This is a genomic window from Alkalibacterium subtropicum (assembly GCF_900112455.1).
Classification (GTDB): Bacteria; Bacillota; Bacilli; order Lactobacillales; family Carnobacteriaceae_A; genus Alkalibacterium; species Alkalibacterium subtropicum.
Map to the genome: position 1 here is coordinate 21,498 of NZ_FOLT01000010.1, position 22,416 is coordinate 43,913.

General features: G+C 45.4%; 21 protein-coding genes. 6 read left to right on the plus strand and 15 right to left on the minus strand.

All coding sequences use genetic code 11. The features are described 5' to 3' along the window. Positions 1 to 8: 8 nt before the first annotated feature. From BM049_RS09135 to BM049_RS09145, 3 genes are all read right to left on the minus strand, one after another. Positions 9 to 899 carry a YitT family protein gene (locus BM049_RS09135; protein ID WP_245751914.1) on the minus strand — a complete coding sequence of 297 codons (891 nt, stop codon included), beginning with the start codon at positions 897 to 899 and terminating at the stop codon, positions 9 to 11. A gap of 1 nt (position 900) precedes the next feature. Then, positions 901 to 2,529, minus strand: a complete 1,629-nt coding sequence (locus BM049_RS09140; protein WP_091530834.1) for an amidohydrolase — start codon at positions 2,527 to 2,529, stop codon at positions 901 to 903. A 125-nt stretch (positions 2,530 to 2,654) separates the two neighbouring features. After that, on the minus strand, positions 2,655 to 3,281 hold the full coding sequence (locus BM049_RS09145; RefSeq protein WP_091530837.1) for a glycosyltransferase family 32 protein: 627 nt from the start codon (positions 3,279 to 3,281) through the stop codon (positions 2,655 to 2,657). Positions 3,282 to 3,445: 164 nt separating this feature from the next. Between BM049_RS09145 and BM049_RS09150 the strand changes: the two genes are divergently transcribed. Next, complete coding sequence (locus tag BM049_RS09150) at positions 3,446 to 4,816, plus strand: MBL fold metallo-hydrolase (protein ID WP_091530840.1); 1,371 nt, start codon at positions 3,446 to 3,448, stop codon at positions 4,814 to 4,816. Positions 4,817 to 5,366: 550 nt separating this feature from the next. On the opposite strand, the gene BM049_RS09155 is transcribed toward BM049_RS09150, so the two are convergent. Continuing rightward, positions 5,367 to 6,722, minus strand: coding sequence for an MATE family efflux transporter (locus BM049_RS09155; protein ID WP_091530843.1), 1,356 nt, complete (start codon positions 6,720 to 6,722; stop codon positions 5,367 to 5,369). 166 nt (positions 6,723 to 6,888) lie between these two features. Between BM049_RS09155 and BM049_RS09160 the strand changes: the two genes are divergently transcribed. After that, entirely contained in the window at positions 6,889 to 7,575 is a 687-nt protein-coding gene (locus BM049_RS09160) for a CAP domain-containing protein (RefSeq protein ID WP_245751913.1), read from the plus strand. A 92-nt stretch (positions 7,576 to 7,667) separates the two neighbouring features. On the opposite strand, the gene BM049_RS09165 is transcribed toward BM049_RS09160, so the two are convergent. The 6 genes from BM049_RS09165 to groES form a co-directional block, all read right to left on the minus strand. Continuing rightward, the gene (locus BM049_RS09165; protein WP_091530846.1) at positions 7,668 to 9,170 is read right to left on the minus strand and encodes a pyruvate kinase; all 1,503 of its coding nucleotides are present in this window, start codon (positions 9,168 to 9,170) and stop codon (positions 7,668 to 7,670) included. A gap of 144 nt (positions 9,171 to 9,314) precedes the next feature. Continuing rightward, positions 9,315 to 10,793 carry a hypothetical protein gene (locus BM049_RS09170; RefSeq protein ID WP_091530849.1) on the minus strand — a complete coding sequence of 493 codons (1,479 nt, stop codon included), beginning with the start codon at positions 10,791 to 10,793 and terminating at the stop codon, positions 9,315 to 9,317. A gap of 109 nt (positions 10,794 to 10,902) precedes the next feature. Next, positions 10,903 to 11,646: a DNA-3-methyladenine glycosylase family protein gene (locus BM049_RS09175; protein WP_091530851.1), complete on the minus strand. Its 744-nt coding sequence runs from the start codon at positions 11,644 to 11,646 to the stop codon at positions 10,903 to 10,905. A gap of 56 nt (positions 11,647 to 11,702) precedes the next feature. Continuing rightward, positions 11,703 to 12,482 (minus strand): carbon-nitrogen family hydrolase, encoded by a 780-nt coding sequence (locus BM049_RS09180; protein WP_091530853.1) that lies wholly within the window; start codon positions 12,480 to 12,482, stop codon positions 11,703 to 11,705. A 334-nt stretch (positions 12,483 to 12,816) separates the two neighbouring features. Further along, complete coding sequence (gene groL / locus BM049_RS09185; RefSeq protein WP_091530855.1) at positions 12,817 to 14,442, minus strand: chaperonin GroEL; 1,626 nt, start codon at positions 14,440 to 14,442, stop codon at positions 12,817 to 12,819. A 57-nt stretch (positions 14,443 to 14,499) separates the two neighbouring features. After that, a complete protein-coding gene (gene groES / locus BM049_RS09190) occupies positions 14,500 to 14,784 on the minus strand; it encodes a co-chaperone GroES (RefSeq protein WP_091530857.1) in 285 nt (94 codons plus the stop codon). Positions 14,785 to 15,024: 240 nt separating this feature from the next. On the opposite strand from groES, the gene BM049_RS09195 reads away from it, so the two are divergent. Together BM049_RS09195 and BM049_RS09200 are read left to right on the plus strand one after the other, a co-directional pair. Next, on the plus strand, positions 15,025 to 15,687 hold the full coding sequence (locus tag BM049_RS09195; RefSeq protein WP_091530860.1) for a CPBP family intramembrane glutamic endopeptidase: 663 nt from the start codon (positions 15,025 to 15,027) through the stop codon (positions 15,685 to 15,687). A 35-nt stretch (positions 15,688 to 15,722) separates the two neighbouring features. Further along, positions 15,723 to 15,923, plus strand: coding sequence for a YdiK family protein (locus tag BM049_RS09200; RefSeq protein WP_091530863.1), 201 nt, complete (start codon positions 15,723 to 15,725; stop codon positions 15,921 to 15,923). A 54-nt stretch (positions 15,924 to 15,977) separates the two neighbouring features. On the opposite strand, the gene BM049_RS09205 is transcribed toward BM049_RS09200, so the two are convergent. Then, positions 15,978 to 16,658, minus strand: a complete 681-nt coding sequence (locus BM049_RS09205; protein ID WP_091530865.1) for a redox-sensing transcriptional repressor Rex — start codon at positions 16,656 to 16,658, stop codon at positions 15,978 to 15,980. 375 nt (positions 16,659 to 17,033) lie between these two features. On the opposite strand from BM049_RS09205, the gene BM049_RS09210 reads away from it, so the two are divergent. Then, complete coding sequence (locus BM049_RS09210) at positions 17,034 to 18,989, plus strand: ABC-F family ATP-binding cassette domain-containing protein (protein ID WP_091530868.1); 1,956 nt, start codon at positions 17,034 to 17,036, stop codon at positions 18,987 to 18,989. Positions 18,990 to 19,199: 210 nt separating this feature from the next. Here BM049_RS09210 and tsaD read toward each other — a convergent pair whose 3' ends face one another. The 4 genes from tsaD to tsaB are packed head-to-tail and all read right to left on the minus strand — an operon-like array spanning position 19,200 to position 22,007. Then, positions 19,200 to 20,210 carry a tRNA (adenosine(37)-N6)-threonylcarbamoyltransferase complex transferase subunit TsaD gene (gene tsaD / locus BM049_RS09215; protein ID WP_091530870.1) on the minus strand — a complete coding sequence of 337 codons (1,011 nt, stop codon included), beginning with the start codon at positions 20,208 to 20,210 and terminating at the stop codon, positions 19,200 to 19,202. Next, positions 20,167 to 20,703: a ribosomal protein S18-alanine N-acetyltransferase gene (gene rimI, locus BM049_RS09220; RefSeq protein ID WP_091530872.1), complete on the minus strand. Its 537-nt coding sequence runs from the start codon at positions 20,701 to 20,703 to the stop codon at positions 20,167 to 20,169. Before rimI (BM049_RS09220) ends, tsaD begins: the two co-directional genes overlap by 44 nt. Next, entirely contained in the window at positions 20,693 to 21,292 is a 600-nt protein-coding gene (gene rimI / locus BM049_RS09225) for a ribosomal protein S18-alanine N-acetyltransferase (RefSeq protein WP_091530877.1), read from the minus strand. The genes rimI (BM049_RS09220) and rimI (BM049_RS09225) overlap by 11 nt, the downstream gene beginning before the upstream one ends. Beyond that, positions 21,279 to 22,007: a tRNA (adenosine(37)-N6)-threonylcarbamoyltransferase complex dimerization subunit type 1 TsaB gene (gene tsaB, locus BM049_RS09230; RefSeq protein ID WP_091530879.1), complete on the minus strand. Its 729-nt coding sequence runs from the start codon at positions 22,005 to 22,007 to the stop codon at positions 21,279 to 21,281. The genes rimI (BM049_RS09225) and tsaB overlap by 14 nt, the downstream gene beginning before the upstream one ends. A gap of 162 nt (positions 22,008 to 22,169) precedes the next feature. Here tsaB and BM049_RS09235 point away from each other — a divergent pair, with 162 nt between their 5' ends. Further along, positions 22,170 to 22,364 (plus strand): CsbD family protein, encoded by a 195-nt coding sequence (locus BM049_RS09235; RefSeq protein WP_091530881.1) that lies wholly within the window; start codon positions 22,170 to 22,172, stop codon positions 22,362 to 22,364. The last annotated feature ends 52 nt before the right edge of the window (positions 22,365 to 22,416 follow it).

Consider the following 22,416-nt stretch of genomic DNA (forward strand, 5'->3'; position numbering starts at 1 on the left):
ATTCTTGATCAGCCCTGCCATTCTTTTTCAGCTTCAGTGATTCTTTGGGCCTGTACTTCTTCAGATAAGTAAGTAAACCCCTCACCTGTCACTTCCTGTACATGAGAAATCGTCATGAAGGCATTTGGATCGATCGCTTCAACGATCCGCTTGATCCGGAGGACTTCTCTCCGGCTGATGATGATATATAATATCTCTTTCTTTTCTTTTGTATAATACCCTTTGCCGTCTAAGATCGTGATGCCACGGCCCAACTGCTGTTCGATCGCTTCGGCGATCTCCACGTATTTAGCAGAAATGATAAAGAAAGATTTTCTCGGATTCAATCCCTCCAGTATGAAGTCGATCACTTTACTCTGGATATATAAGTTGATCAAGGTCAAGAAGGCATTTTCCGCACCGATAATAAAGGCACTCGGAACGACGATAAAGACGTCGATCAGAAGCAGGGCAGTGGGAACATTTATGCCTGCGTATTTATGAAGGAGCTTGGCAATAATGTCACTGCCGGCTGTGGTTCCATGTCCCAACATGATCAGTCCGATCCCCGCCCCCATAAATATGCCGGACCCAATTGGCGCCAGCAGGGTGGTTTCAGGAATGAAAGCCCACTGTGTGACCAACAGTAAAAGAACAGAGATGATACCATTGGCTATCAGGGTGTAATATAAGGTCCGTTTGTCCAGGAACTTGTAGCCGATGGCAAGGATCAGAATATTGATAATAAAAATCGTGTAAGAAGGCGGAAGTCTGAAAAGATAAAACAGAATCAGAGAAAACCCGGTCAACCCGCCTTCAGCCAAACCGTTCGGTACGGTAAATACATTGACACTTATCGCATACAGCAAAGAGCCGATGACGATGAGTGCAATATTTTTCATACGTGCTTTTGTTATCATGTTATTCACCGTTCCATTCACCTGCCTCATAAACACATTTTCCGTCAACGAAAGTCGCCAAAACCTTGGTCGTCTTTATCTCTGAATGAGCGCAGGTGAAGATGTCCTTGTCCAGAACGATAAAATCAGCCAGATAGCCCTCTCTGATCCGTCCTTTTTCCGTTTCATCAAATGACGCATAGGCACTTTCATAGGTATAGGCATCGATTGCAGCGGAGATATCCATCGCTTCTTCAGGCAGATAAGGATTACTTTCGGTACTGTCCAGGCGGTTTCGTGTGACGGCACATTGAATGTTATAAAAAGGATTGAATGAAACGATCGGTGCGTCACTGCTGAATGACTGATGGATACCTTTCTCCTGCATCGTCTTGAACAGATAAGAGGTGTCTGCCCGTTCATTCCCTACGCGCTCTCTTATGATCGGGATATCGTCATCGAGGAAGATGGGCTGGACATAGGTGAGATACTCCTTATCCGCCACCCGGTCGATAAGGTCGGGACCGGTGATCTGCATGTGATTAATGCCGAGCCGGAGCGTATTCGGCTGACCATCCAGAGCTTCATCATAGGCATCGAGGATCGTTTCAATGCCGAGATCCCCTATGCCGTGAATGATCACCTGGTAGCCATTCGCGACAGCCTGTTTTACTTCTTTGGTGAGCGTTTCCGGTGATTTTGTCAGCATCCCCCAAGTCGTCGGTTCATCCGCATAGGGCTTCCTTAACGCCGCCGTCCGTGAACCCAGCGTCCCGTCAATGAAGAATTTGATCGGCCCGATTTTATTCCAGGCTGACCCTTGATGAAAGGAATGGTCACTGTTAAAGAAGTTCACTAAATATCTGCCGTTATTGAACCAAATCTGCTGGTAAAAGCGGACAGATAAACGTTTTTCATCTTCCAGTTCTTTGTATAGGGACAAGGTTTCATCTATGTCTTCATCTTTAGCATCATTCGTGTGCATCGAGGTCAGTCCCATTTTATTGGCCAGAGCCATTGAATCGACCAGCAGTGCTTTCTTCTCTTCACGGGATTTTTTCGGCAGTTTTGCCTTGACGAGATCCACTGCCCCTTCAGTCAAAATACCCGTAGGCTGGCCGTCAGCATCTTTTTTGATTTCTCCGCCTGTAGAAAGCAGGGTCTCTCCTGTTATATTGAAATAATGTAACGCCGCTGTGTTAAGGCTCATGACATGTCTGTCCACACGCACCAGGACTATCGGTACATCCATTGAAGCCTGATCCAGATCCGAGCGGTCCGGCATTCTTTTCCCATCTGTAAAGGTGGTGTGGTTCCATCCTTCTGTATATAACACATCATCTGACGTAAGGTTATTCTTCTTTATGTAGTTCCGACACCTGTTTATAAGCTCTTCCATCGCTGTCACGTCTGTGATCGGCAGCAGGCTCAGATACTCGGCAGTCATCAGAAAATGTAGATGGGAATCATTAAGACCCGGCAAGACTGTTTTGCCTTTCAAATCCGTGACTGACTCCTGGGCTGCTTCTTTTAGTACCTGCAGACAGTCTGTGTTCGTCCCAACTTTGATGATGCGATTGCCTTCTACGATCATCGCTTCAGCAAAGGAACCCCGTTCAAGGTAAATTTTTCCATTTATAAATACTTTCATCCAATCACCCTTTCAAAAACTCACACTCTTTCACATTATAACGTTAAATGTTTGTGTATGCACCGCATCCCATGAAAAAAGCCAGAACGTTATGTTCTGACTTTTTCTTCACATAAAAAACTGAACTACAGCCAACTCCCGGTGAACTGATGGATCCCGTGTGTATTCTCTGTCGCATCCACTTCCCGGGTCCAGTAATCTTTCGGAGAAAAATATTCACGCGGGAAAATAGTGCAGTTCTCCACTTCCTGCATCGTATTATTGGGTTCAAGACCTCTTTCGATCATGATTTCGGTGATCCTTATGACGTTTGTCTTATCATCTCTTGAACCGTCAGGCAAAATGAATTCTCTGCCTTCATAATCGTTGTACAGTTCTTCGATAAAAGGATGGTGGGGCTCGGCTCCTATGATCCCGGTAGATATCTCCGTTTCGATTTCAAAACTGAAAAAAGCCGGATACTTTCGAAACTTGTCGATCGGTTTGATCAGTTCCATATCGGTATCACAGTATACGCCGCCGTATTTATTCAAGGCGTATAGTCGGGCGACATCTGAAACAAAGGCCCAGTCTTCTCTTTCATAGGCTTGTTCCGCATACTTTCCGTGTTCTTTCGGATCGAAATTGGACTCGTCCCAGCGCATGATCTCCCAGTCAGGGCAATATTTTTTCCAGCTCTCCAGGCACTTTTTTTCCAGCGGTCCAAGTTCGTTCCCTCCGAACCAGGCATAATGAATGATTTTAGGTATCATGACCATCTCTCCTTCTAAGTACTACTCCTAGTTTAACAAATTGATTACGAAAAAATCGATCATTAAGCCTTGAACACACGATAAGCATAATGATGAAGGGAAAACGGGCCTCATGTTAAACTGTAATCAATAAGAATCTCATGCAAATTTAAGGAGCTGATCATATGTATTTTAAATCTTTTTTTGACACACAGCTGGCTCAAATGGCCTATCTTGTCGGCTGCCAGCAGACCGGAGAAGCCATCATCATCGATCCTCTCCGAGATATCGAAGCCTATATAGAGACTGCTGAGGCAGAAGGACTGAAGATCACAAAAACAGCGGAAACGCATATCCATGCCGACTTTGCTTCTGGCCTCCGAGATGTCATCCGAAAACTGGGCGCCGTTCCCTACGTTTCTGACATGGGTGGCGAAGACTGGACATATCAGAATATGCCTGACAACACAGTATTCCTGAGAGAAGGCGACACCATTAAAATCGGCAATATCCTCCTCGATGTGATGCACACACCCGGACATACGCCAGAGAGCCTTTCGTTTTTACTGACGGACAAAGGTGGCGGATCTTCGGTTCCCATGGGCATCTTCTCTGGCGATTTCCTTTTCGTCGGGGATGTCGGCCGTCCAGATCTCCTTGAAACAGCCGCAAAAATGGAAGGCACGACGGATGCCGGGGCTAAAGATATGTTCAGATCTGTACAAAAAGCAAAAGCGCTGCCAGATCATCTGCAAGTCTGGCCGGGACACGGTGCTGGGAGTGCCTGCGGTAAATCACTCGGCGCTGTCCCGATGAGCACACTCGGATATGAGAAGGAAAACAACTGGGCATTTCAGTATGTTGATGAAGAAGCATTCAAAAAAGAGCTTGTAGAAGATCAGCCGGAACCGCCGCATTACTTTGCCGAAATGAAGAAAATCAACAAGCTGGATGTTCCCCTGGCTTCTGACATACGGACCTATCCCGTTGCGTCAAGGGAACTGACGGAAATAACGATCGATCTTCGGGCTAAAGAGGTTTACCAGTCAAAACATGCATACGGGACACTCAATATTCCCATGAATGAGAATTTCCTCAGTTATGCCGGCTGGTTCCTTGACTATGAAAAAGAGCTGACCCTCATCGGGTCCAAGGAAGAGGCTGACGCAGCAGCAAGACAGCTTCAGCTCATCGGCTACGATAAAGTAAAGGGCTATGTCAGTCCAAACGCATTAGACTTGGAGACTGTTTCTCTGACTACCGAGGCTGAGGAATTTTTGAGGATGTACAGGGAGAAAAAACAAGAGTTAAACATCTTGGATGTAAGAAGTATAGCCGAATGGAAAGAAAATCATTTAGACGGCGCTGAGCATATCCTGTTCGGTGATCTCTTAAAAAAAGAGATTCCTTTTGACAAAAACGCCCCTGTCTTTGTCCATTGTCAGACGGGTATACGCTCTGGGATTGCCCTTGGTGCGCTGGAAAAACGGGGCTTCGCACATGCTGTAAATATTAAAGGCGGCTTCGAAGCACTGGAAGCACTGATGGACGAGTGATCTAGTATAGATTGAAGTGATGAATGTATTTTCACTATTAAGTAATCAAACTTTGAATACTTAAAGGTAGCGGTCGACGTGTCGACCGCTTTCCTTATCATATGCAGGTTCGACAGTTAGGATCTGTTAGCGCTCTCCTACGTGCTGAATGTAGCAAAGTTCGGTAGGTACATGCTCCTTATTTCTTCCTAACTGTCGAACCTAGGTGATGTTCGGTCGATAGAAATCGACACAGGCAACCTACTTACCGAAGAAGGGCCTATTCGGTAAGTAGCACGTCAAACGGCTTGTTTACGTGTCGAATAGAGGGTTGCTTCGGTAAGTAGCTGATTGGTTTTGTTCGCTACTTACCGAACATAATCAACTTCGACAGGTTAGCTTCCTGAATAATATCCTACTTGTCGAACACGCTTAAAAAAAGACCACAGCAGAAATTCCAGTTTTTCTAACACAACAAAGCATAGATATTTTGTAGATCCAACAAAATATCTCTGCTTTACATTCCTATTTAAATTAAAATACACGCTTGTCCCAAGTTCTCTTCTGTCGATTATTTTAACGGTTCGATTTTCTTCTTGTACAAAAAACGCATGGCCAAAACGGCAAAGACAACGGTCACACTTTCAGAAATCAGCTTCGACCACCAGACCATGTTGACATCTCCAGTCAGGGATAAGGCATAGGCAACCGGCACGAGCACGAGCAGTTGCCGGATGACCTGGATCCATAAGCTGATAACAGCATTGCCGATCGCCTGAAAAACAGTACCCAGCATGATACTTATGCCGGCAAAGACAAAACTCAGGCTGATCGTTCTCAATGCAGGGACCCCGATCCTCAGCATCTCCTCTGAGGCACTGAACAGGTTCAAAAACTGGACAGGGAAGATCTGAAACAGGACAGTCCCTGTCAGCATGATCAGTGCCCCATACATGAGAGACAGTTTGATCGCTTTGACCATACGATCCTTATTCCTTGCGCCGAAATTATAAGAAACGATAGGGATCATACCGTTATTCAAACCGAATACTGGCATGAATGCAAAGCCCTGAAGTTTGATATAGACCCCGTATACCGCTATAGCTGTGGGTGTGAACTGCAGCAGGATATTATTGAAGATCAGCGTCACCAGCGACGTGATGGAGGTCATGACCATCGATGGGATACCTACAGAATAAATGCGCTTGATCACTTTCAGATCCGGCTTGTTTCCGAAGATATGCATATCCAAGTCGTCATTGACTTTACTGTTTATGACAAAGGCGAGTGTAGCGGAGGTGACCTGGGCGATGATCGTGGCGATGGCTGCCCCATATACCCCAAGTGCAGGAATACCGAACCAGCCGAAAATAAGGATCGGATCAAGAATGATGTTCAAGACAGCCCCTGTGCCTTGAGTGATCATCGTATAGTAGGTCCGGCCGGTGGCCTGCAGAATCCGTTCATAAGTGAACTGCATCAGTTTACCTATGGACAGGGTCGTGATGAGCACCGTATATTCCATCCCGTATCGAATGATCTCAGCATTGTCTGTCTGCATTTCAAAAAAGGGGCGGACAAAGAAGAGTCCAAAGACTAAGAAGATCCCATAATGGAAGAATGTCAGGAACACCCCATTATTAGCCGCATCGCTTGCCAGCTTTCTGTCGCCTTCACCTAAACGCTTGGATAACTCTGCATTCATGCCGACACCCGTTCCGATCCCGATGGCAACCATGAGCATCTGAATCGGGAAGACGAGTGACAGAGCAGCCAGTGCTTCTTCGCTGATCTGAGCGACGAACATGCTGTCCACCACATTATAAAGCGACTGGATGAACATGGAAATCATCATAGGAACAGAGAGCGTCAGAATCAGTCTGTTCATCGGCATCGTCCCGAGTTTTTCTGAATTCATGTTTTTCATATCTGTTTCTCCTAAACTATGTATCTTCAAATAGTAACTTCTTTAGTATACAAAAGTATGAACGCGAATTGAAGTGAATGGTCTTATTTTAAATTAAACTTATTATAATGATTCTAACTTTTTTGAGAGAACACTTTCTGGTAAACTAAGCTAATAACAGAAAGGCATGAGACTAATGAAACTCTTGAGAAAAATATTGACCTTGCTTTTAGTGCTTATGATAGGGTTCTGGCTTGGGGCAAGCGGCCTGCTGAACGGGACGCGTGCCGGAAACTGGATGAATACTGCCGTCCATTACTTTCCGACCCGCACAGAACTGCAGCAGTTGAGATCTTCGTTTGATACCCTGCCTATTATCGGCGATACTTCTTTTACAAGTGATCAGGAAGGTCAGGAATCAGAAAACAAGACGATACTGGAATCAAATACACACGCAGACGTCGACTATGACCGCGTGGAACAGACGATAGTGACCCTAGTGAATGAGCTGAGAAAAGAACAGGAGCTGAATACACTAGCCTCCAATGATATGCTGAAAGCTGCGGCGATCATCCGTGCCGTAGAAACGGAAGAAAGCTTCTCCCATACCCGTCCCGACGGATCAGGTCCCTTTACTGTCTTTGAAGAAGAAGGCATTTCTTATCCTTATAAGGTCGTTGGCGAGAACCTGGGGATGGCGACCTATTATATGGATGAAGAAGAAATGGCTGAACTGCTGTTCAATGGCTGGGTCGAAAGTGAAGGCCATTACGAAAACATGATCAAGCCGGAGTATGAGGAGATCGGTGTGGGTGTTCATTATGACGGCGAATTTCTCTACGCCACTCAAATGTTTGGCACCCCCTTATACTGAGCAGCCAAATAACTGACTATCACTTGACTGAACTGTAAAGCAGAAGCGGGATGACGCTCACTCCGCTTCTGCTTTTTTGTCTGCGCTCTTCTCTATTTGTCTTTGGCAATACTTAACGCTCTCAAAAGCGCTGTTTTTTTGTATTGGTGTTCCTGCATCTTCTCCAGTATTTCACTTAAGAACGCCACACCTTCCGGAAGATAATCCCCCTTATTCAACATGACGCACTCTGCCCGTTCACTCTCGGCTGCATCCGTCACCTCGGCTCTGGTTGGGATCCCGCTTGAAACCATATTATCCAGCACTTCTGTCCCCCAAACGACTGGGATATCGGCCGCTTCACAGATCCACATGATCTCCTGCTGAAGTTCAGCTAACCGGCTGTATCCCGTTTCCACAGCCAAATCACCTCTGGCGATCATGACACTGAATGGATTCTTGCTGGCTGCGGTCATTATGATGGCTGGCAGATTCTCCACAGCTTGAATGGTTTCTATTTTTGCCATCAGAGGGATTTCAGCAGCGCGCTGTTCACTTGTCTGATGGACAAGCTCTTTCTGGACTTTCTTGATATCTTCCGTGTCTTTAACAAAAGACAGCCCGAGGATATCGGCGCGCTCCACAGCAAATCCCAGATCTTTTTTGTCCTTTGTCGTCAGCATTTCAAGGTCGAACTGGCTTTTCGGGAAGTTCAATCCTTTTTCGGCTTTCACGCGCACACTCTTTCCGGTACGGGTCCGGTTCACTTTAAGAACGGCGCCATTATCCGTTATCTCCTCTACTTCTGATTCGATCGTTCCATCATCATATAAAACCGGATCGCCTTTTTGGAGCGTTTCAAATATTTCCGGAATACTGCATCCGGCTGTGACTTTTGATTCAAACTCAAGAGGTAGCGTCTGATTGTCCTTCGTCAAGTACCACCTGTCGCCAGGACTGACTTTCGGTTTTTTCAAGGTTGTGAACACCCAGTCTGTTCTTATTTTAGGGCCTGCAATGTCCATCAGTATTTTCACTTCTGTCTGCTCGGCTTTTGCTGCTTTTCGTACATTATCGATCATTTTTCCCCAGGTTTCGGTGTTATCGTGAGCACAGTTGATCCGGGCGACATTCATACCGCATACGATCAGTTGTCTGAGAAACTTGCTGTCTGTTGCTGCTTCAGATGGCAAAGTGACCATGATACGCGTGTGCCGGGTCTGGGGCTGATCCCCGAACTGTTCATTCGCATTTTTGCTCAACTGTTCCTGACCTGTGATATAGGCTGCATGGGAAGGATAGGACCATTGACTCTCTTTCCCCGCTATCGCCGATAAACTGGCCAGAACAGCATCGATATTGTTAAGTGTACGGGATTCCAGTCTGCCCAGCGAAGACAAGCCCCAAGGTGTCAATTCACTTTGTATATCTCGCACATCACGTCTTCTGAGGGCAAGATAATAGGCTAAATTCTGTGCACTTAACTCAAATGCTTCCCGGCTGATTTCTTTTTCCCATTTTTTGAATGCTTCTGATCCTTCTTTATACACATTTTCTCTCAACTCTGCGACTTTGCTCAACAAGTGATTCACACGTTCGGTGGATTCCTCATTCATATTTTCACCTCTCCTGACTGCTATCGGTATAGGACTGCTGTTATCTTTAGTTATATTATACCGGATTCTGTCCTCAACTCACGGGATAGCTCTCCGGTGTACATGCAGAAAAAGAGCATCTCACAAGAAATACTCTTTGTCTATTTATGAATCCAGCTGATCTATCTTCTTTCTTGCCTGTTCTATGAATGTTTTCAGCACTTTTATGCGCGCGTACTTCTTCTGCTGTCCTTCTACGATGACCCAGGGTGCATGATCCGTATCCGTCCGAACCAGCATCTCATTCATCGCCTCGATATGTTCATCCCATTTCTCGCGGTTACGCCAGTCTTCATCAGTCAACTTGTACACTTTGTCCGGTTCGGTCTCACGGTCTTTAAACCGGTCCAGCTGCTCTTTCTTATCGATATAGATAAAGAATTTTAATACAAGCGTCCCGGCATTAGAGAGATGCTTTTCCATCTCATTTATTTCCCTGTAGGCCCGGTTCCACTCTTCCATATCAGCCAGACCTTCCACACGCTCGACCATGACCCGGCCATACCAGCTCCGGTCGAAAATCTTCATGTCACCTTCTTTAGGAAAATTCTGATAAAATCGCCATAAATAATGATGGGCCCGTTCAAGCTGTGAAGGCGCCGAAATCGTCACCACTTCATACCCCCGAGGATCCATTTCTCGTGTCAGCCGTTCGATGGCACCACCTTTACCTGCAGCGTCTACGCCTTCAAACACCAGCACCGTCGGTATTCCTTTGGTATATAACTCAAACGCAAGTTCTTGAGCTTCCATCTGGAGTTCGTCTTTCAACTTATCGTATTCATCATCGTCAAGTTTCAAATTCAAGTTCAATTGACTCAGCGGCTTTTCCTTGGGCACATAATCTCTCATCTGTCTGCGCAGTCCCCCATTTTTCATTCCCAGGATCCTGTCGATGCCTTCATGTATGAGATCGATCGACATGCCAAGCACTTTATCTGATGCCGCTTCTTTATCTTCAGAAGAAACGATGTGCCACTTGCTGAAGGTGAAGTCGGACTTTTCCAGTATTTTATCAAAATGTTCAAGATAGTCATTATAATGATCATACTGATCCTCATCACGCTCGCTGATCATGAAGGAACGGTATTCATCCTCTTTCAATTCATCGATGCGCTTTTGCTGGGTATTTTCTTTCTGGTGAAGGAAAAACTTGATGATGATCGCCTTATCGTCCAGCAGCTGTTTTTCTATCGAACTGATATCTTGGATATGTTTCTCCAGCTCTTTGTCTGTGACCGACAGATCATTGAACAGCTTGAAATAAAAGCTGCGGTCATAAATAGCGATATCTCCATACCGTGGGGTTTTATTCCAGAAGCGGCATAGAAAAGGACGGGTCCGTTCTTCTTCCGTGGGCGTTTCAAAGACACTTACTTTGAAATGCTTAGGATTCAGCTCTTTCACGAGATCCTTTATGACATATCCTTTCCCTGATGATTCCCAGCCATCCACTATAATAAGCACGGGAATATCCAAGTTTCCGATCAGCCGCTGAGCACGTGACAAACGCTCGCCGAGTTCTTTGGTTTTAAAGTCACTGTATTCGTTCTCAAAATCATCAAAGTCATAATCTTTTAGCATGCTGCTTTCTCCCCTTCCTTAAGATCACTTCAGTCATGCGTATCTGATCCTGAGAGCAGTAAAAGGACCATACTGATCAGTGTAGAAATATATTTTCTGGTATGATCAGTCAGAATCCGGTTCTGTGTTCCTCCCTGGATCGTTCAGCCTCAGCCTTTCTCCTGTTTCTGGCCCGGCGTTTCTTCTCAGCTTCTGTGAGCGGGGCGTAGTCTTTCATACCACGTATCGCGCCACCGGCGATCTCCCACAGATACAAACTTGCTATACTCCCGTACGGCGAGTACCGACGCTGATATTTTTTAAATAGTTTTTCCGTTATCCGTCTGTGATGATAAAGCATACGGAGTCCCCGATGTATGGCCAGATCATCCCAGCTTAAAATATCCTGACGCCCCATCGAAAAAATCATCAGCATTTCTGCGGTCCATACACCCACGCCTTTGATCCGGGAGAGCTCTCTGATTACTTCTGTGTCTGTCATGGTCTCAAGCGCATGCAGGTCGATTTCCCGGTCACGGATCCGTCTGGATGCTTCTTTAATATAGGATACTTTTCTGAACGAAATGCCGATGGACTGGATCTCCTCGTCAGAATGACTCAGAATGTTTTCAGGCGTCACTTCCCCGACTATGTCGGTCAACCTGCTCCATATCGTTGCCTGTGCTTTCATGGAAATCTGCTGACCGATGATGCTGTTTAAAAGAGCTGAAAAGAGATCAGGCTGCAGTGAGCGTTCCAGAGGACCCACTTCTTCTATCACTTTTCCCAGTACCTCGTCTTTTTCTTTCAAGTAGCGAAGGGCTTCTTTATCGAGCCCAATTGACGCACGCTGTTCAGTTTGCTTTTGCTTCATATCTCACTAGCCTTTCTGTAAAGACCCATTAAAATTTTGAATTTTCTATTTACCAGTCAGTACAGTTCCGGTCGACGGTCCTGGTAGACAGCAATCTCACGACGCGCTTTCGCTATGCTGTCTAAATCAAGGTCTGCCCACAGCAGTTTTTCTTCTTCTCTTGCCGAAGTCACTCTCTCACCCAATGGACTGTAAATGGTGGAGTGGCCACAGAAGGTGAGCTTGTCTGTGGTGCCTATACTGTTGACACCGACGACGAAGAACTGATTCTCTATTGCCCGGGCACACAGCAGCGTTTCCCATGCCTGCACCCGTGGATGGGGCCAGGCTGCCGGTATGAACAGGACTTGAACATCCTCCAGGGCCATCCGTCTGATCCATTCGGTGAAGCGGAGGTCATAACAGGTCGCTACACCCACTTTTATACCGTCCAGCTCAAAGATACCCAGCTCGTTCCCTGCCGTAAATTTCTTATGCTCATTCGAGGGAGAAAAGAGGTGCACTTTATTATAGGTGTGCACGAGTTCTCCCTCCCGGTTAAATGAATAGCTTGTATTATAGTAGTGACCCCCTGATTCGACAGCGACCGAGCCGCCGACGATATTCACCTGGTGCTTCCTGGCCAGACCGCTTAAAAAACGTTTTGTTTCTTCGCCGTCCTTGTCAGAGTTTTCTTTTAGATCGTCCGGGAAGAAGGAGACGTTCCACATTTCAGGCAGAACCAGCACATCCGGTTTGTTTCTCATTACCGCCGTATCGATCAGCTCTGTTATTTTACGTTTGTTTTTATTAGTATCCTTGTAAGCGAGATCCATCTGCAGTGCACACACTTTCATACTGACACCCCTATTTATTAGTTACTCTCAGTTTATCAATAATGACGGATGTAAGCCATTAGTAGACGTTCTTGAATTGACAGGAGTTGAAGACCGACAGATTTGAGCGAAAAATCAGCATCTTGCATTTCTGTCTGCTTCCTGCGCCTTTCTTATAGTAACTGAGCTACATAATTGTCAGGAGTTAAAAAAATAGGAAGAAATGGATCTGCAGGGGTTTCTGCTGAGAAAAAAGCAAAAAACGTGCAGGTCCCGGATGGTCCGGTAACCTGCACGTGATGTTAGTATTTATTGGATCAGCACGTTTTATCTTAACTCTACTTGAGTAAGGGGCTTACATCATGCCGCCCATACCGCCGGGGTTCATTCCACCAGCAGCATCATCATTTTCTTCAGGGATCTCTGCGACAGCTGCTTCCGTTGTTAGCAGTAACGCTGAAACAGACGCCGCATTCTGGAGCGCTGAACGGGTGACTTTGGTTGGGTCGATGATGCCTGCTTCGACCATGTTGACCATTTCGCCCGTTGAAGCATTAAAGCCGATGCCTGGCTCAACATGTTTCAGACGCTCAACGATCACACTGCCGTCAAGTCCGGCATTTTGAGCGATCTGACGAACAGGTTCTTCCAAAGCACGCAGGACGATCTTCACGCCGGTCTCTTCGTCGCCTTCAGCGTCGATTTCTTCCAGTTTATTTAAGATATTGATATACGCCGTACCACCGCCGGCAATGACGCCTTCTTCAACGGCTGCACGTGCAGCATTCAAGGCATCTTCAATGCGAAGTTTACGCTCTTTGATTTCCGTTTCAGTTGCTGCACCAACTTTGATCACAGCCACACCGCCAGCTAACTTGGCGATACGTTCCTGGAGTTTTTCACGGTCAAATTCTGAATTGGTTTCTTCAGCTTGAGAACGCAGCATAGCGACACGCTGTTCGATCGCTTCTGCCTCGCCGGCACCTTCAACGATCGTTGTGTCGTCTTTCGTCACAACGACTTTACCTGCCGTACCCAGCTGATCGATGGTCATATCTTTAAGATCTAAACCTAAATCGCTTGTAACGACCGTACCGTTCGTCAGGGTGGCGATATCTTCCAGCATCCCTTTACGACGGTCGCCGAATCCAGGTGCTTTAACAGCCACAACATTCAGGGTACCGCGGATCTTGTTCAGGACTAATGTAGGAAGAGCTTCGCCTTCGATATCATCAGCAATGATCAGGAGTGGACGGTTCTGCTGCATGATGTTTTCAAGTACAGGCAAGATCTCTTGAACAGATGAGATTTTCTTGTCTGTGATCAGTACATAAGGGTTGTCCAGACTTGCTTCCATTTTCTCATTGTCAGTCACCATATATTGAGATAAGTAACCGCGGTCAAACTGCATCCCTTCAACGACATCCAGTTCTGTTTCGATCCCCTGAGATTCTTCGATCGTAATGACCCCGTCACTGCCGACTCGTTCCATAGCATCAGCAAGCAGACGACCGATTTCTTCGTCTCCGGAAGAGATCGCTGCGATTTGTGCAATGGATTCTTTATCGTCAACTTGGGTTGAGATCTCACGAAGAGATTCAACAGCTTTTTTCGTTGCCATTTCGATGCCGCGGCGGATACCCACAGGGTTTGCTCCTGCTGTCACGTTTTTCATGCCTTCGTTGACAATGGCTTGAGTCAGGACAGTCGCTGTCGTCGTACCGTCACCGGCAATGTCGTTTGTTTTGCTTGCGACTTCAACGACCAGCTGTGCACCCATGTTTTCGAACTTGTCTTCCAGTTCGATTTCTTTCGCAATAGTCACACCATCGTTAGTGATTTGAGGCGCACCAAACGCTTTATCTAAAATAACGTTTCGTCCTTTTGGACCTAATGTCACTTTTACTGTATTTGCCAGTTTATCTACACCACGAAGCATTGCTGCACGGGCGTCTTCAGAAAATTTGATGTCTTTAGCCATGTTTTAATTCTCTCCTTCGTTGATTATATTGAAAATTAAGCCATTGAAACGAATAAATTATTCGACCACAGCAATGATGTCTGTGTCTTTGACAACTAAATACTCGGTACCCTGATATTTGATCTCAGATCCGGCATATTTTTCAAAGATAACCTTGTCACCAGCTGAAACGGCCGGTTTGGCATAGTTACCGTTATCAAGCAGTCTGCCTTCGCCTACAGCAATCACTTCGGCTGTCTGGGGTTTTTCTTTGGCTGAATCCGGCAGGACCAACCCGCTTGCTGTTTTTTCTTCTTCTTTTTTCACTTCAAGAAGTACGCGATTTCCTAAAGGTTTTAACATAATGTGATCCCTCCAAAAATATAGTGTTTGTTTTGTTTTATTTTTTTCACTAATTACTAGTGAAGATGTGAGTTTTAGCACTCTCGCCTTCCGAGTGCCAACTCCACTTCTAAGTATATTCAAAACTGCTGCAGCTTGCAAGCCCTATCTTAAAAAAACCTTCATTTTCCCCGTATGGAAACGCACCTCTTTTTGTGTTAGATTAGTAGTATTGTATAAAATAAATAAAGGATGACTCTAATGAATCAAACTATTTTAAATAAAAAAGCTGCCACACGTATTATCCTGCTCTTTTTACTTGTCCAGCTCCTTTCAGGCATCATCCCGATCTTTCTACCTGGATCAGCTGGCTCCATCGCCTTTTTGATGCCTTCCCTCGTCCTCTTCACTTTAGGTGCAATCGGCATGATCGTGATCGAAAAAAAATTCCGGATGACTTTTCCATTTGAAGAGCCTTTCTCAAATCAGAAGAAGGCTATTCTGGCCTGGGGGGTAGCCGGTATCTTTATCGCTCTCTTTGCGCAGAATATAGCAAGTATCATCGAGGTTCAGTTGCTTGGATCCCCGATGGAATCTCAGAATACACAGATGCTGGTCGAAGTGGTCAGGAACTATCCCATCTTCATCCTTCTCATTGGTGTCGCCGGACCAATCATGGAAGAATTCGTTTTTCGAAAAGCCATTTTCGGAATGCTCGTCGAAAAAACTGGCGGCATCGGTGCGGCGGTGATCAGTTCACTGATATTTGCTTTCATTCATTTTGACGGTCTGCTTCTTGTCTATTCATCCATGGGATTTGTCTTCTCCTGGCTGTACTTCAAGACCAAGAATATCTGGACACCGATCATAGCCCATTGCCTCATGAACACACTGGCCGTACTGGCCAACTTATATTTCCTCTGATCATGACTAAACTCTGCAACTAGAAAGGATCCACTATGACAGAAAAACAGCTCAAGCTACAGATCATTTTTAAATATGTGTTTTTTGCACTTTTCCTCTTTTTCACCATTGACTCCGTTTCATCCAATGGGTGGGGGTTCTTCTCCTATCTCTTCGCCATCTTCGCCACGAAGGATTTTGTCAGCGGAACGCGTCTGGCGCAGGCCTATTACCGCATCAAGAAAAGTCAGAAATAATAAAAAACCGTTACGGCTCAGATCAAGAGCCGCAACGGTTTTTCTATTTTTCAATCAGATGATAAAGTCATTCAATGTGTCATCCGAGTCATCGGCATTTTCCATATCCTGGTAGTAATTGATAAAGTATATCAGTGTCTGCAGTTCATTTGTCAGGTCGACATTGTGGACACGGATATGTTTAGGCACCGTTACACGGATAGGCGTGAAGTTCATGATCCCCTTGACGCCACCTTCGACCAGCCGATCTGCCATGTCCTGAGCAATTTCAGACGGCACCGTTAAAATAGCAACATCGATCTGCTGAAGGTCAAGCTGTTCCACCATTTCATCTATGGAGTATATCGGCACCCCCTGATGTATGGTCCCGATCAGTTCATCTTTGACATCGAAGCCGGCACTGATACGGATATTATTATTTCTGCGGAAATTGTAGTTCAATAAGGCCTGTCCCAGATTACCTACACCGATCAAAGCAACGTTAGTCAGTCTGTCCTGGTTCAGCGTTTTGCTGAAGAAGTTCATTAACGCTTCCACGTCATAACCGTACCCTCTCTTACCCAGAGCGCCGAAATACGAAAAGTCGCGTCGGATCGTTGCACTGTCCACTTTTACTGCTTCGCTTAGTTTCGCAGATGATATGCGTTCCTTTCCTGCTTCATATAAAAACCTTAAATAGCGATAATACAGCGGCAAACGTCTCGCTGTCGCTTTAGGTATTTTCTTTTCAACCATCATTTATTCTCCTTATCCGATTTAAAATTAACTTTAGTTTAATAATTATAAATTACTGTCTGTTCGGTCTTTGTGCATTCACAAACTATAAGTAATATGCCACTTCCTATTATAGCATTAATCTTACTAAATAAAAGCAAAACAGACTGAATTCTATGAATATTCATAATTATTTATGCGGAGCCTGATTGTACATATTCGAACGTTAAATCTGTTAATGAGCAATCAGCCATGATAATATCTCTTTCTTAATTGAGAATGCGATTCACAATGTAATCTGATACAATCGGACTCCTGTATTGTTATCTGCTGTATGTATGCTAAACTATTAAAAGATGACTAAAGGTAATTTTTTATGAAAAAGAGGACACTAACATGATACTTTTACAAACTGAAAAGATTTCGCGTTATTTTGGTGCCGAAAAACTGTTCGCTAACGTTTCTGTTGAAATCAAGGACAATGCACGGATCGGCTTGGTCGGTAGAAACGGTGCCGGTAAAACAACGCTGCTGGAAATATTGTCAGGACGGGAAGAACCGGACTCCGGAAATATCCATAAGAAAAAGGATATTACCATCGGTTACCTTGATCAGTACACTGGGCTTGACTCCTCCCTGACCATTTGGGAGGAAATGATGAAAATCGCTGTCCCGTTCCTTGATATGGAAAAAGAGATGCGTGACATCGAAGCACAGCTGAGCGACCCGGCGCTAAAAAAATCGGGACCTGACTATGAAGAGCTGCTTAAACGCTACGATACGCTTCAACTGACTTTTCACGAACAAAACGGCTATGGGATCGAAAGCGAGATCCGCTCCGTGCTTCACGGCTTCCGGTTTTATGAAGAAGACTACGATACCCCTATCCAGAATCTGTCAGGTGGACAGAAAACACGCCTGGCTCTTGCCCAGCTGCTTCTGGAAAAAAAGGATCTTCTCATCCTGGATGAACCCACCAACCATCTGGATATCGATACATTATCCTGGCTGGAAACGTATCTGCAGAACTATTCCAAAGCCCTTCTGATCGTCTCTCATGACCGCTATTTTTTAGACAAAGTGATCAACGAAGTCTACGAAGTCAGCAGAGGGTCCGTGGATCATTTCCCGGGCAACTATTCAAATTATCTTAAATTGAAAGCCGATAAAATCAAGCGTGAATGGAAGGTTTTCGAGAAACAGCAGAAAAAAATCGCCAAACTGGAAGCCTTTGTCGATAAAAACATCGTCCGTGCCTCAACAACAAAACGTGCTCAGGCACGCCGGAAACAGCTGGAGAAGATGGACCCTGTTTCCAAGCCTCAACATGATGAAAAAAGTGCCCATTTCCAGTTTCAGACGGGCAGAGAATCGGGACAGATCGTTCTCCAGACTGAAGACCTGACCATCGGTTATGAGACCATACCTCTCTCGAGTCATATCGATCTGGACATCCGCAAAGAGGAGTCGATCGCTGTCGTCGGACCCAACGGGATCGGAAAAACAACACTGCTGAAAACAATCAATCAGATGATTCCCTCTCTTAGTGGTAATATTTCATACGGAGCAAAAGTCGATCTGGGTTATTATGATCAGGAACAGACGCTCTTGAACAACAAGAAAACGGTCCTGAATGAAGTGTGGGACGACCATCCAAGCCTTCCGGAACAAACGATCCGTACTCTGTTAGGGTCTTTTCTGTTCAGCGGAGAGGATGTGGAGAAAGCGATCGCTTCTTTAAGCGGTGGTGAAAAAGCGCGAGTCGCTTTAGCCAAACTGTCGCTGGAAAAGAATAACTTCCTGCTTTTAGATGAGCCGACCAACCATCTGGATATCGACTCCAAAGAGGTCCTGGAAAATGCACTTATCGATTATCCAGGCACCTTGCTGTTCGTATCCCATGACCGGTACTTTATCAACCGTCTGGCCACAAAAGTCATTGAATTAAATGAGACCGGCGCTGATGTCTATCTTGGGGATTACGATTATTATCTTCAGAAGAAAGCCGAACTTGAAGCACTGGAACAGCTGAACACTTCTGATAAAGAAGATGAAGCTGAACGGAATGTACCCTCTCCTTCCACGACGAAACAGTCGTTTGAAGCGCAGAAAGAGAATCAGAAACATCAGCGGAAGCTTGAACGTGCCATTCTAGCAATCGAGAATGAGCTCGAAGAATTGGAAGAACAGATCCGTTCTGTCCAGGAATCGTTGAGTGATCCGAATATTTCGAATGATTTCGAAGAGCTGGAGCGTCTCGCCAAGGAAAATGAAGAACTGCAGTCCAGACAAGAAAATCTGCTGGAAGACTGGGAAGAAAAACAGATCGCTCTAGACGATTTAAATCAATGAAATTAAGAAGCAGATCAGGATATGAACGTCCTGATCTGCTTCTTCCGTTATTAAAAGGCTAATTTGTAGGATTTAAGTTCATAGCGTACCCTTTGCAGTTTATACTCTGCGCGAAGGGCACGCGATTGTCGATAAATATAAAAGACAGCGATGTATCAGAAAACACCTGCTACATCGCTGCTGAAAATTGATTTATATAGATAATTTAGCTTATACAGACAAGCCAGGTCGGCCATTTAATGAAAAATCAGCATAGTTATTACTTTTCAGTTGGACATATGCTGCGGCGCCGATCATGGCGGCATTATCTCCGCAAAGTTCAAGCGGAGGTACCAGCAGTTCGACATCTGCCAGCTCTTCCGACACTGCTTTCTCCAGAGCTGTACGCAGACCTTTATTGGCAGCCACTCCTCCAGCCAGGATCAGCTGTCTGACATTTTTCTCTTTGGCTGCCCGTATCGTCTTGTCGACAAGCACATCGATCACAGCAGCCTGAAAACTGGCAGCCAGGTCATTCTCATTGATCTCTTCATTTTTCTGCTTGGCATTATGAACTGTATTGATAAATGAACTTTTCAGCCCGCTGAAACTGAAATCGAAATTATCGTCCTGTATCATGGCTCGTGGAAAATCATAGGTATCTTTCCCTTCATGAGCCATCCGATCGATATGCTTACCACCGGGATACGGCACACCCAGTACGCGTCCGATTTTATCGTAAGCTTCTCCTGCAGCATCATCACGGGTCTCTCCAATGATCTCGTAGGAATCTTCAGCGCGCATGTATATAAGTTCGGTGTGTCCTCCACTGACCACTAAAGACAGCAGCGGGAATTCAAGGGGCGTGACCAGCTGGTTTGCAAAAATATGACCTTTGATATGATTCACTGCTATCAGCGGCAAGTCATGGGCAAAAGCAATCGCCTTGGCCGCATTTACTCCGATCAAAAGAGCGCCGACTAAGCCGGGGCCCTCAGTGACTGCTACCGCATCAAGATCTTCATAGGATACTTCTGCTTTTTCCAAGGCCTCTTCAATGATCAGCGTGATCTGCTCGACATGGTGCCGGCTGGCAATTTCCGGGACGACCCCGCCAAACCGCTGGTGACTTTTGATCTGCGAAGCGACAATGTTTGATAGGATCGTCTGGCCGTTTTCGATCACTGCAGCGCTCGTTTCATCGCAACTTGTCTCTATCGCTAAAATCAGCTTCTTTTCCATTCTCTTCCTTCTTTCTCATTCTGCATTTCATAATAAGTGCGTCTTCTGCTGGTTCGGTGTAGTAGTTTGTCCTAGACGAAATAACTACGAACGCATTCTTCCTGTAAAAGGACTGGGCCTTTTTATTGGATTTTCTGACTTCCAGAAAGATCGCTTCGATTCCTTTCACAAGGCATTCTTCTTTAAACCGCTCAACTAAAGCCCGGGCGATCTTTTTCTTCTGAAATCTTTTGGACACGACGATCGTATAGATTTCAGCTTCATCCAGCAGCAGTTTGCCCCCGATATAGCCAACAAGCTGCCCCTCAACTTCTGCGACAAAAAAAACCAGATCATCTCTGTCTAAGGTATCTTTATACTGCTCGTATGTCCATGGCGATCCGTATCGGAAAGACTGATCGGCAATAGTGTAAAACGGCTCATAATTTTCTTCTTTGAAATGATATCGCCGCACACTTGGCTTTTTTCTCTTTGTATCCTGTTCATTCTTCATATATCGTCTCTTCCGCAGCTTTTTCGAGCGGATGGCTCATTTCCAGTGCATCTTCATGATCCCTTGCATAATACCCTTTTTTCACTCGTACGTCTTCAAACCCAAGCGTCCGATACAGACTCTGGGCAGTGTGATTGGACATCCTCACTTCCAGAGTCACTTTTGCAATGTCTTCTTCCTGGGCGATGCGGATGATTTCTTTCAGTAAGTAGGTCGCTATACCTTTTTTCTCATAGGCAGGAATCGTCGCAATATTAGTGATATGTGCCTCATGGGTCACGAACCAGGCTCCCACAAAAGCCACTGGCTCGTCGTCATCATACATAACGATATAAAAGGCATTTTTATTATAGCGTATTTCATGCAGGATCGCTGTCCGGTTCCAGGGCGTCTGACCATTGTAGCACAGTCGTTCGATTTGAAGGATACCGTCGACATCTCTCTCGTCCGCGATCTTGGCTTTTAAAAACTGCTCGTCAGAGAGACCATAAAAAGGCTGGTGCAGTTTTACCCGGGTTGACATAGGTAGAAATGATTTAGTCATTGACTTGGCGACTCTTTCAGAGATCCATTCCTTAAAGTTTTTCAATCCACCCGCCCCCTTGTTCAAAGTCAGGATGTGCCTCCATCCAATTCTGTTCTGCTTCAGCTAACTTCAGATATTCTGGTTCAAACAAATGCTTGTTTTCAGGTTTGCGAATTTTCCCGCGTTCAGCCAGGACACTTGCTCGAGCGTAATGCCGACTGGTTGGCAGATCGATCAGTTGTTCACCGCATTCTTTCGTGAATGAGTCACTATGCTTCAAACGGTCTTCGCCAAGCAGCTGCACGGGACCTTCCAGTTGTTTCAAGTACACTGCCCATTGTACTGCAGAAATATGCGTATCTTTTTCAACTTGAACGAGTTTCCCGTTCTGATACTGATACAGGCCTGTGTATATATTCCCCCGCCGTGCATCGAATACCGGAACACAATAGGAGCCTTCAATCTGTGAACCATTGGCAGCCAGGACTTCCAGGCTGGACACACCGACAAGTTCGATACCCAGACTGAAGGCCAGCGTCTTGGCGACGGTGACTCCGATACGGACCCCTGTATAGGATCCCGGTCCCTTAGCCACCACGATGCGGGTCAGATCCTTCGGTCTCCACTCTGCTTCTTTCATCATTTCTTCTATGGCCGGCATTAGCTGAATACTATGATTACGTTTGACATTGACTGTGCGTTCGATGATCAAACGGTCATCATCGATCAACGCGACAGACATTAACTGGTTGGATGTATCTATAGCCAATATTCTCATTCTCAGACTCCTCTGGTCATCAATCTATTTAGCTTAAGTTTAGCATAATCTGACCGTCATGAGAAACGATTCCGACAGGATCCAGCCTTATCTTTTGCATTAAATCAATTCGCATCATACAATAAAAATGTACTAAATATCACTGAAAAGGAGTGTTTTTTCATGGATGAAAATAAAGAAAGTTTGAAGCACAAAGCAAAAGGTGCTAAAGATAAAGCCGTTGGTGAAGCCAAAGATGCCTATGGAGAAGCCAAAAATGATCCAGGAAAACAAGTTGAAGGTAAGGCCCAGAAAGCTGAAGGGCGTGCACACGAGGCTGTCGGTGAAGCCAAAGAAGATGACAAAAACCGTAAATAAGTTTTATTACTCTCCATCCTTAACTGATTAAGGATGGAGTCCTTATTTTCAA

Coding starts and splice junctions, on each gene's coding strand:
- BM049_RS09170 (WP_091530849.1), bottom strand. CDS start 10,793: ATGCTAAAAGATTATGACTTTGATGATTTTGAGAACGAATACAGTGAC.
- BM049_RS09135 (WP_245751914.1), bottom strand. CDS start 899: ATGATAACAAAAGCACGTATGAAAAATATTGCACTCATCGTCATCGGC.
- BM049_RS09205 (WP_091530865.1), bottom strand. CDS start 16,658: ATGGTTGAAAAGAAAATACCTAAAGCGACAGCGAGACGTTTGCCGCTG.
- tsaD (WP_091530870.1), bottom strand. CDS start 20,210: ATGGAAAAGAAGCTGATTTTAGCGATAGAGACAAGTTGCGATGAAACG.
- BM049_RS09180 (WP_091530853.1), bottom strand. CDS start 12,482: ATGAAAGTGTGTGCACTGCAGATGGATCTCGCTTACAAGGATACTAAT.
- tsaB (WP_091530879.1), bottom strand. CDS start 22,007: ATGAGAATATTGGCTATAGATACATCCAACCAGTTAATGTCTGTCGCG.
- BM049_RS09235 (WP_091530881.1), top strand. CDS start 22,170: ATGGATGAAAATAAAGAAAGTTTGAAGCACAAAGCAAAAGGTGCTAAA.
- groL (WP_091530855.1), bottom strand. CDS start 14,442: ATGGCTAAAGACATCAAATTTTCTGAAGACGCCCGTGCAGCAATGCTT.
- BM049_RS09145 (WP_091530837.1), bottom strand. CDS start 3,281: ATGATACCTAAAATCATTCATTATGCCTGGTTCGGAGGGAACGAACTT.
- BM049_RS09140 (WP_091530834.1), bottom strand. CDS start 2,529: ATGAAAGTATTTATAAATGGAAAAATTTACCTTGAACGGGGTTCCTTT.
- BM049_RS09160 (WP_245751913.1), top strand. CDS start 6,889: ATGAGACTAATGAAACTCTTGAGAAAAATATTGACCTTGCTTTTAGTG.
- groES (WP_091530857.1), bottom strand. CDS start 14,784: ATGTTAAAACCTTTAGGAAATCGCGTACTTCTTGAAGTGAAAAAAGAA.
- BM049_RS09165 (WP_091530846.1), bottom strand. CDS start 9,170: ATGAATGAGGAATCCACCGAACGTGTGAATCACTTGTTGAGCAAAGTC.
- rimI (WP_091530872.1), bottom strand. CDS start 20,703: ATGAAGAATGAACAGGATACAAAGAGAAAAAAGCCAAGTGTGCGGCGA.
- BM049_RS09175 (WP_091530851.1), bottom strand. CDS start 11,646: ATGAAGCAAAAGCAAACTGAACAGCGTGCGTCAATTGGGCTCGATAAA.
- BM049_RS09210 (WP_091530868.1), top strand. CDS start 17,034: ATGATACTTTTACAAACTGAAAAGATTTCGCGTTATTTTGGTGCCGAA.
- BM049_RS09195 (WP_091530860.1), top strand. CDS start 15,025: ATGAATCAAACTATTTTAAATAAAAAAGCTGCCACACGTATTATCCTG.
- BM049_RS09155 (WP_091530843.1), bottom strand. CDS start 6,722: ATGAAAAACATGAATTCAGAAAAACTCGGGACGATGCCGATGAACAGA.
- BM049_RS09200 (WP_091530863.1), top strand. CDS start 15,723: ATGACAGAAAAACAGCTCAAGCTACAGATCATTTTTAAATATGTGTTT.
- BM049_RS09150 (WP_091530840.1), top strand. CDS start 3,446: ATGTATTTTAAATCTTTTTTTGACACACAGCTGGCTCAAATGGCCTAT.